Source organism: Pseudomonas rossensis (assembly GCF_039888995.1).
GTDB lineage: Bacteria > Pseudomonadota > Gammaproteobacteria > Pseudomonadales > Pseudomonadaceae > Aquipseudomonas > Aquipseudomonas rossensis.
In genome coordinates, this window is the sequence record NZ_JBBWCB010000073.1 from 23,337 (window position 1) to 29,886 (window position 6,550).

Annotated in this window: 5 protein-coding genes; 4 read left to right on the forward strand and 1 reads right to left on the reverse strand. The window is 59.0% G+C overall.

Features of this window, described 5'->3' with window-relative positions:
- Positions 1–49: 49 nt before the first annotated feature.
- Positions 50–2,488 (reverse strand): Lon protease family protein, encoded by a 2,439-nt coding sequence (locus tag WLY71_RS19020; protein ID WP_347804763.1) that lies wholly within the window; start codon positions 2,486–2,488, stop codon positions 50–52.
- A gap of 276 nt (positions 2,489–2,764) precedes the next feature.
- On the opposite strand from WLY71_RS19020, the gene WLY71_RS19025 reads away from it, so the two are divergent.
- The 4 genes from WLY71_RS19025 (at position 2,765) to WLY71_RS19040 (ending at position 6,334) form a co-directional block, all read left to right on the forward strand.
- Positions 2,765–3,253: a DUF3015 domain-containing protein gene (locus WLY71_RS19025; protein ID WP_008154254.1), complete on the forward strand. Its 489-nt coding sequence runs from the start codon at positions 2,765–2,767 to the stop codon at positions 3,251–3,253.
- Between the two features lie 222 nt (positions 3,254–3,475).
- Positions 3,476–5,329, forward strand: coding sequence for an Lnb N-terminal periplasmic domain-containing protein (locus WLY71_RS19030; RefSeq protein WP_347804764.1), 1,854 nt, complete (start codon positions 3,476–3,478; stop codon positions 5,327–5,329).
- Positions 5,330–5,412: 83 nt separating this feature from the next.
- The gene (locus WLY71_RS19035; protein WP_347804765.1) at positions 5,413–5,769 is read left to right on the forward strand and encodes a hypothetical protein; all 357 of its coding nucleotides are present in this window, start codon (positions 5,413–5,415) and stop codon (positions 5,767–5,769) included.
- A gap of 70 nt (positions 5,770–5,839) precedes the next feature.
- Positions 5,840–6,334 (forward strand): GreA/GreB family elongation factor, encoded by a 495-nt coding sequence (locus WLY71_RS19040; RefSeq protein ID WP_347804766.1) that lies wholly within the window; start codon positions 5,840–5,842, stop codon positions 6,332–6,334.
- Positions 6,335–6,550: the final 216 nt, after the last annotated feature.

Genomic DNA, 6,550 nt, shown 5'->3' on the forward strand with positions numbered 1-6,550 from the left:
CGCGAGCAAGCTCGCTCCCACAGGGGATTGAGGCGACCTCAGGTTTGTATCAAGCCGGTTTGGCCTCGACCAGTGCTTCCTGCGCAGCTTCTTTCTCGGCTTCCTTGAGGTCTTCTTCGCTGATCATTTCTGCGATGACCCGCAAGCGTTCCACCACCCGCGCGTTAACGCTGCCTTCAGGGAACTGGCCATCGGCGTCCGGCGCACCGGCTGGCTCGCCGACCAACAGGCTCAAGGCTTCATCAGCCTGGCGCACGGCGTAGACGTGGAACTGCCCCGCGCGCACCGCCGTCAGCACTTTTTCGTCGAGCATCAGCGTGGCAACGTTGGCGTGGGGAATGATTGCTCCCTGCTCACCGGTCAGCCCGCGGGCTTCGCAGAGCCGGAAGAAGCCTTCGATCTTCTCGTTGACCCCGCCCACCGCCTGCACTTCACCGAACTGGTTGATCGAGCCGGTGATCGCAAAACACTGCTTGAGCGGGGTTTTCGACAGCGCCGAAATCAGCGTGCAAGCCTCGCCCAGCGATGCACTATCCCCATCGACGTAACCGTAGGACTGCTCAAGGGCAATACTCGCGGAAATCGCCAGTGGGAATTCCTGGGCGTATCGGCTGCCCAGATACCCCGTGAGGATCATCACGCCTTTGGAGTGAATGGGCTGACCGAGGTTGACCTCGCGCTCGATATCGACGATGCCGCTACCGCCCGGATAGACCGTGGCGGAAATCCGCGCCGGCACACCGAACGCCGAGTCGCCGACCTCCAGCACTGTCAGCCCGTTGCATTTGCCCACCGCCGCGCCATCCGTGTCGATCAGGATGATCCCGGCCAGCATGTCATCGAGAATCCGCGCCGAGACACGCCCGGTCCGCGTGGCCTTGGCCTTGAGCGCACGTTCGATGTGCCCGGCGTCGGTCATTTCGTCACTGGCCAGTTGGCGAATGAAATCCGCCTCGCTGACCAGTTGGAACAGATCACCGATCCGCGCCGACAAACGCCCCTGGTGCTCAGCCAGGCGAGCACTGTAAGTCGCCAGACGCGCCACCGCATCAGCGGTCAGCGGCGCCATGCCTTCTTCGGAGGTGCGGGTCTTGAGCAACTGGGCGAACTGCTCCAGGCTTTCGTCGACCATCGGGATGTCTTCGTCGAAGTCCACCAGGACGCGGAACATCTCCTGGAAGTCCGGATCGAGGTCCTGCAGCGTGTAGTAGAGCTGTCGGGCGCCAATGATGACGACTTTGACCTGCAACGGAATATGTTGCGGCGTAAGGGTAACGGTGGCGAAACGGCCCATCTCGCCCAGCGGCGATTCCATTTTCAGTTTGCGCGATTGCAGCGCGCGTTTGAGCGCATCCCACACGAACGGCTCGCTGAGCATTTTTTCTGCTTCAAGAATCAGGAAGCCGCCGTTGGCGCGGTGCAGCGCACCCGGACGCAACTGTCGATACGTGGTGTAGAGCGCGCCCTGATCGGTGGTGTACTCGATGCGGCCGAACAGGTTTTCGTAAGTCGGGTGCGGCTCAAAGACCACTGGCGCACCGCCGCTGAACGGATGACCGACCACCAGGCTCGGCGCGTATTGCTCTTCCAGCAGCTTGCGGGCGATGGCGTCCGTCTTGCTGTCGTCCACCAGTTGCTCGACCACGGTCTTGAGCAAGTACACCTGCATGGCTTGCAGGTAACCGCAGACCGCCGCGTTTTCCGCATACTTCTCCGACAACGGAGAAAGCAAGGGTTGCAAGGCCAGGGTGATGGTTTCTTCGTTGAGCTGGCGCAGTAGATTGCTCGACTCGCGCTTCCACTGCGGCAGGCTGGCGAGTTCTTCGTTCAGACGTTCTTCCAGCCACGAAATGTCGTCGTGAAAACGCTCGCGATCGGCTTCCGGCAACTGGGCAAATTCGGCTTCGTCCACGGCTTTGCCTTCGCTCATCGGCGTAAAGGCGATATTGGTGCTGTCGCGGTACAGCGCAACATCCTTCTCCAGCGCCAGGCGCTCGATCACGTCCAGCGCCTTGTCGTAACGCTGGTTGAAGGCGCGGTCGATGGCGCTTTTCTTCTGCTGGTAGGACGGGTGCTCGAACACGGCCGGAAAAGTCGCCAGCAGGTTGTCGATCAAGCCGTTGATGTCATCGATAAAGGCGCCGGCGGTGCCCGATGGCAATTCCAGGGCACGAGGTTCGCGAGGATCATCGAAATTGTTGACGTAGACCCAGTCCGCCGGGGTCTGCAGGCGTTTGCCTTCGGCTTTCAGGTAGCGTTTGACGAACGAAAACCGGCCGGTGCCGGGCTCGCCCATGACGAATACGTTGTAACCGGGGCGTGGCATCGCCACACCGAACTGCAAGGCTTCGACCGCACGTTCCTGGCCAAGCACACCGCGGAAGGGCTCCAAATCATTGGTGGTAGAGAAGCTGAACTGTTCAGCGGAAAACGGACGGGTCAGCGCTTCGGGCGCTAGACGCAAGCTGGCAGCAACAGGATCAGGCATCGGGCTTCCTTACATCAGGCGGGGCAGATAGCGGCATTCTGGCGCTGCCCATACCTCACTTGCAAGGCGCGCCTCTAGCCAAAGCATAGACAAAGCGGCATCCCTAGGTGGGCCGGGGCCAAATCAATGTTTTCAACGAATGTTTTGCAAAAAATCACGGAACCCCGGGATCGTGCCTAAACTCCAAACTGCGCGGCTGGATTAATAACTGGCCCACTGGCGCCGGATTGGGCCAGACCCCTTGTCCATTGGTATGCACATAAAGAGAACAAAGCTATGAAACGGATTCTTCTCGGTACTCTCTTCACCGCTGTATCCATCAACGCCATGGCTCAGGCGCCAGGCGGCCCGGATTGCGGTTGGGGCAACATGCTGTTCGAAGGTCAGCGTGGCACCCCGGCTCACTTCCTGGCATCCACCACCAACGGCACTTCCGGCAACGCAACTTTCGGTATGACCTCTGGTACCAACGGTTGCTCGACCAATGCGTCGCTGACCTATGGCGGCAAATCCTGGATTGCCATGAATGGCATGATGAACGAGCTGTCCGAAGACATGGCCAAGGGTCAGGGCGAAGCGCTGACCACTTACGCTGTGGTACTGGGCGTGGCGCCGGAAGACCGTGCGCATTTCGCCGCCGTCACTCATGAGCACTTCCAGCAGATCTTCAGCAAGGCTGATGTGACCGCTGACGACGTGCATACCAACACCCTGGCCGTTCTGAAGAGCGATCCTCGTCTGGCCAAGTACGCCACTCAAGCTTAAGCTCGACCCGCCCGCTTCTCTTTCGGGGAGCGGGTTTTGTTTTTTGAACCTGACCCTCTTTGGGTAATGTCATTCAACTGTAGGAGCTGTCGAGTGAAACGAGGCTGCGATCTTTGCTTTTAAAGATCAAAGGATCGCAGCCTCGTTTCACTCGACAGCTCCTACAGACAAATGGCATCAACCGCGCTGGGTCTTTGTTTCTTTCGACTTAAGTTGCCCACTATGCTCAAACGCCTTGCCTGGCTGGCGCTCTGTGTCTGCGCCCCGCTGTCTGCCACGCCCAAAATCGACAATCAACGTTTGCAGCAACTGGCCAATGACCCCTTCTGGATTTCCCTGGGTCACTACGAAACCGCCAAACTCGGCGGCTGGCGCAGCTATGTCAGCGACAAGAAATTCTTCCTCGCCGCCGACGGCAATGAACATCCTGACCGTGAACTAACGGCGACCGTGCAAGCGCTGTACGCCCCGGCCAGTGCCGGTGAAAAACATGCGCAATGCGTCTACCCGGCCCGCACCCGCTGGCTCAAAGCACAGCTCAACCTGACCGATCTGCCAAAGCTTCCCTGCACTGAATTCAAGCAATGGTTCAAGGATGTTTCGCCCCACAGTGCGGTGATGATTTTCCCGGCGGCGTATCTGAACAGTCCATCATCGATGTTTGGCCACACGTTGCTGCGCATCGACCAGGCCAATGTGCAGAGCGATCAAACCGCCCTGCTCAGTTATGCGATCAACTTCGGCGCGTACATTGAAGGCTCGGACAATAGCATCCTGTATGCCTGGAAAGGCTTGATGGGCGGCTATCCTGGTCTGTTTGCGCTGGTGCCGTATCAAGAAAAACTCTCGGAATACCGCAGTCTCGAGAATCGCGATCTGTGGGAATACCGCCTGAACCTGACCCAGGCAGAAACCGAGCGCATGGTCGAGCACGTCTGGGAGCTCAAGCAGATCCAGTTCGACTATTTTTTCTTCGACGAAAACTGCTCTTATCGTCTGCTGGAATTGCTGCAAGTAGCCCGCCCAAGCCTGCGATTGACCGAACAGTTCCCGCTGACCGCAATTCCTACCGACACCGTCAAGGCGGTGAAAGAAGCCGGATTGGTGGAATCCATTCAGTATCGACCGTCTCGCGAACGTGAACTGCTGAGCCGCGCCGAGCCGTTGACCCATTCAGAACAGGAGTGGGTGCTGAAAGTCAGTGCCGATCAGAAGCAGTTGCAGGAACCGGCGTTCAAGGCTCAACCCAAGGATCGTCAGGCGTTGATCATCGACGCCGCCTATCGCCTGGAGCGCTACCGCGCCAACGGCCAGGAGCGTGATCCGCAACGGGCGCAGCGCAGTTTCGAACTTCTGCGGGCGATCAACCAGAACCCCGCGCCGGAACTGGACATCCCGCAACCCGGCCTGCCTGAGGACGGCCATGAATCGCGCACCTGGCAGGCCGGCATCGGCACTCGAGGCGACAAGGCGTTTGGCGAGTATGGCTTGCGCATGGCTTATCACGACCTCAACGACAACGCCGAGAGCTTCCCCCTCGGCGCGCAGATTGAAATCCTGCAAATGAAACTGCGCCAGTACGAAGGCAATCACTGGCAGTTGCAGCAATTGGACCTGGCGACCATCCGCTCCCTGACCCCGCGCAATGAATTGTTGCAACCACTCTCGTGGCAAGTCACCGGCGGCCTGGAGCGCGTGCCGGGCAAGCATGACGACGAAACCCTGGTCAGCCACGTCAATGGTGGTGGCGGCGGGACCTGGCAACTGGGCGACGACATGCTCGGCTTTGCTTTGGGCACCGTGCGCATTGAACACAACAACGACTTTGCCGGCTTCATCGCCCCGGCGGCGGGCTTCAACAGCGGTTTGCTGTGGAAAAACCCGTTGGGTAACCTCAGCCTGGAAGCCAAGGGCGATTTTTTCACCAATGGCGAAGTGCGCCGTAGCGTGAGTCTGAATCAGCAGTGGGAATTGTCGCGCAACCTGGGTTTGCGCCTGAGTGCCCAGCGAGAATTCAGCCACCTGGCTTCGCCCGAGAACGAAGTGATGCTTGAGGTGAAGTGGTATCACTATTGATCTTTTGATCTTTCTTTCACATCCCGCTCACGAATCCACTCCTAGACTTCCCCTATAGGCCGTTGACGGTCTGGGAGTCTGAGATGTGGCGTTGCGTGGGTGTGGTGGGTTTGCTGATGTTGATCGCGGGTTGCCAGACGACCCACGAGGATCTGATCGCCAAGGGTTATCCACCGGCATTCGCCGATGGCTTCGATGACGGTTGCAGCAGTGGCCGGCAAGCGGCGGGGGCAATCACCGGAGAGTTTCGTAAAAACGTTCCGCGTTACCTCACGGACAAGCAGTACGCCGAGGGCTGGAGCGATGGCTTCCGTCAGTGTCAGGCAATGCGCGAAAGCGAGGACCGTGAGGATTATCGCAGCCACCATTGGGACGAGCGCGAAAAAGCCTGGCAGCAGCAGAAGGATCAGGACGCCGCTCGTGCTTTTCGCTCGCAATAAGTCGCTGACAGATATCTGTCGAAACTAAAAGCCTGCGACCATGGCCCAAACCCTATAACGGGAGAACACCATGAGTCGTGCCTTCGTCAATGAAGATAACGCCGCCGCGCAAGCCGATCAGCCCGTCGAACGGCAGGTCAGTGCGCAGCCCAATTACGTCACGCCCGCCGGGCTTGCGCAGCTTCAGGCGAAACTTGCCGAGGTGCAAAACCTGCTCAATGAGCAAAGTGCGAAAGGTGAACTGGCCGACAAGCAGCGCCAGGCTGACCTCGAGCGTGACTGGCGGTATTTCAATCAACGACTGCAAAGCGCCCAGTTAGTCATCCCGGACTCCTCGACCGACAAGGTACAGATTGGCGGCTGGGTGACGTTCGCCGATGAACAGGGCAACGAACAACGCGTGCAGTTGGTGGGCGAGGATCAGGCGGATGCCGCCAGCGGATTGATCAACTGGGGCTCGCCGCTGGGGCGGGCGTTGTTGGGCGTGCAGGTGGGGGATGAAGTGCTGTGGAAGCGGCCGGCGGGGGACTTGGTGATTGAGGTTTTGGGCATAGAAATTGGGTGAGCTTGAAGGCGCCATCGTCGGAACGCCGCCCGGAGCAAGCTCGCGATAGGCGCACCTCGGTGTAACTGAAAAACCAAAAAAAACGGAGCCCCGAAGGCTAATGCCGATCAGTTAAGCCTTCTCGCTTGACCTTTGGCCGCAAGAAATCAAAATCCGATGCCTGTACTGGCATCGGATTTTTTTATGCGTCTCGCTCGGGCACTGGAACTGACCCAC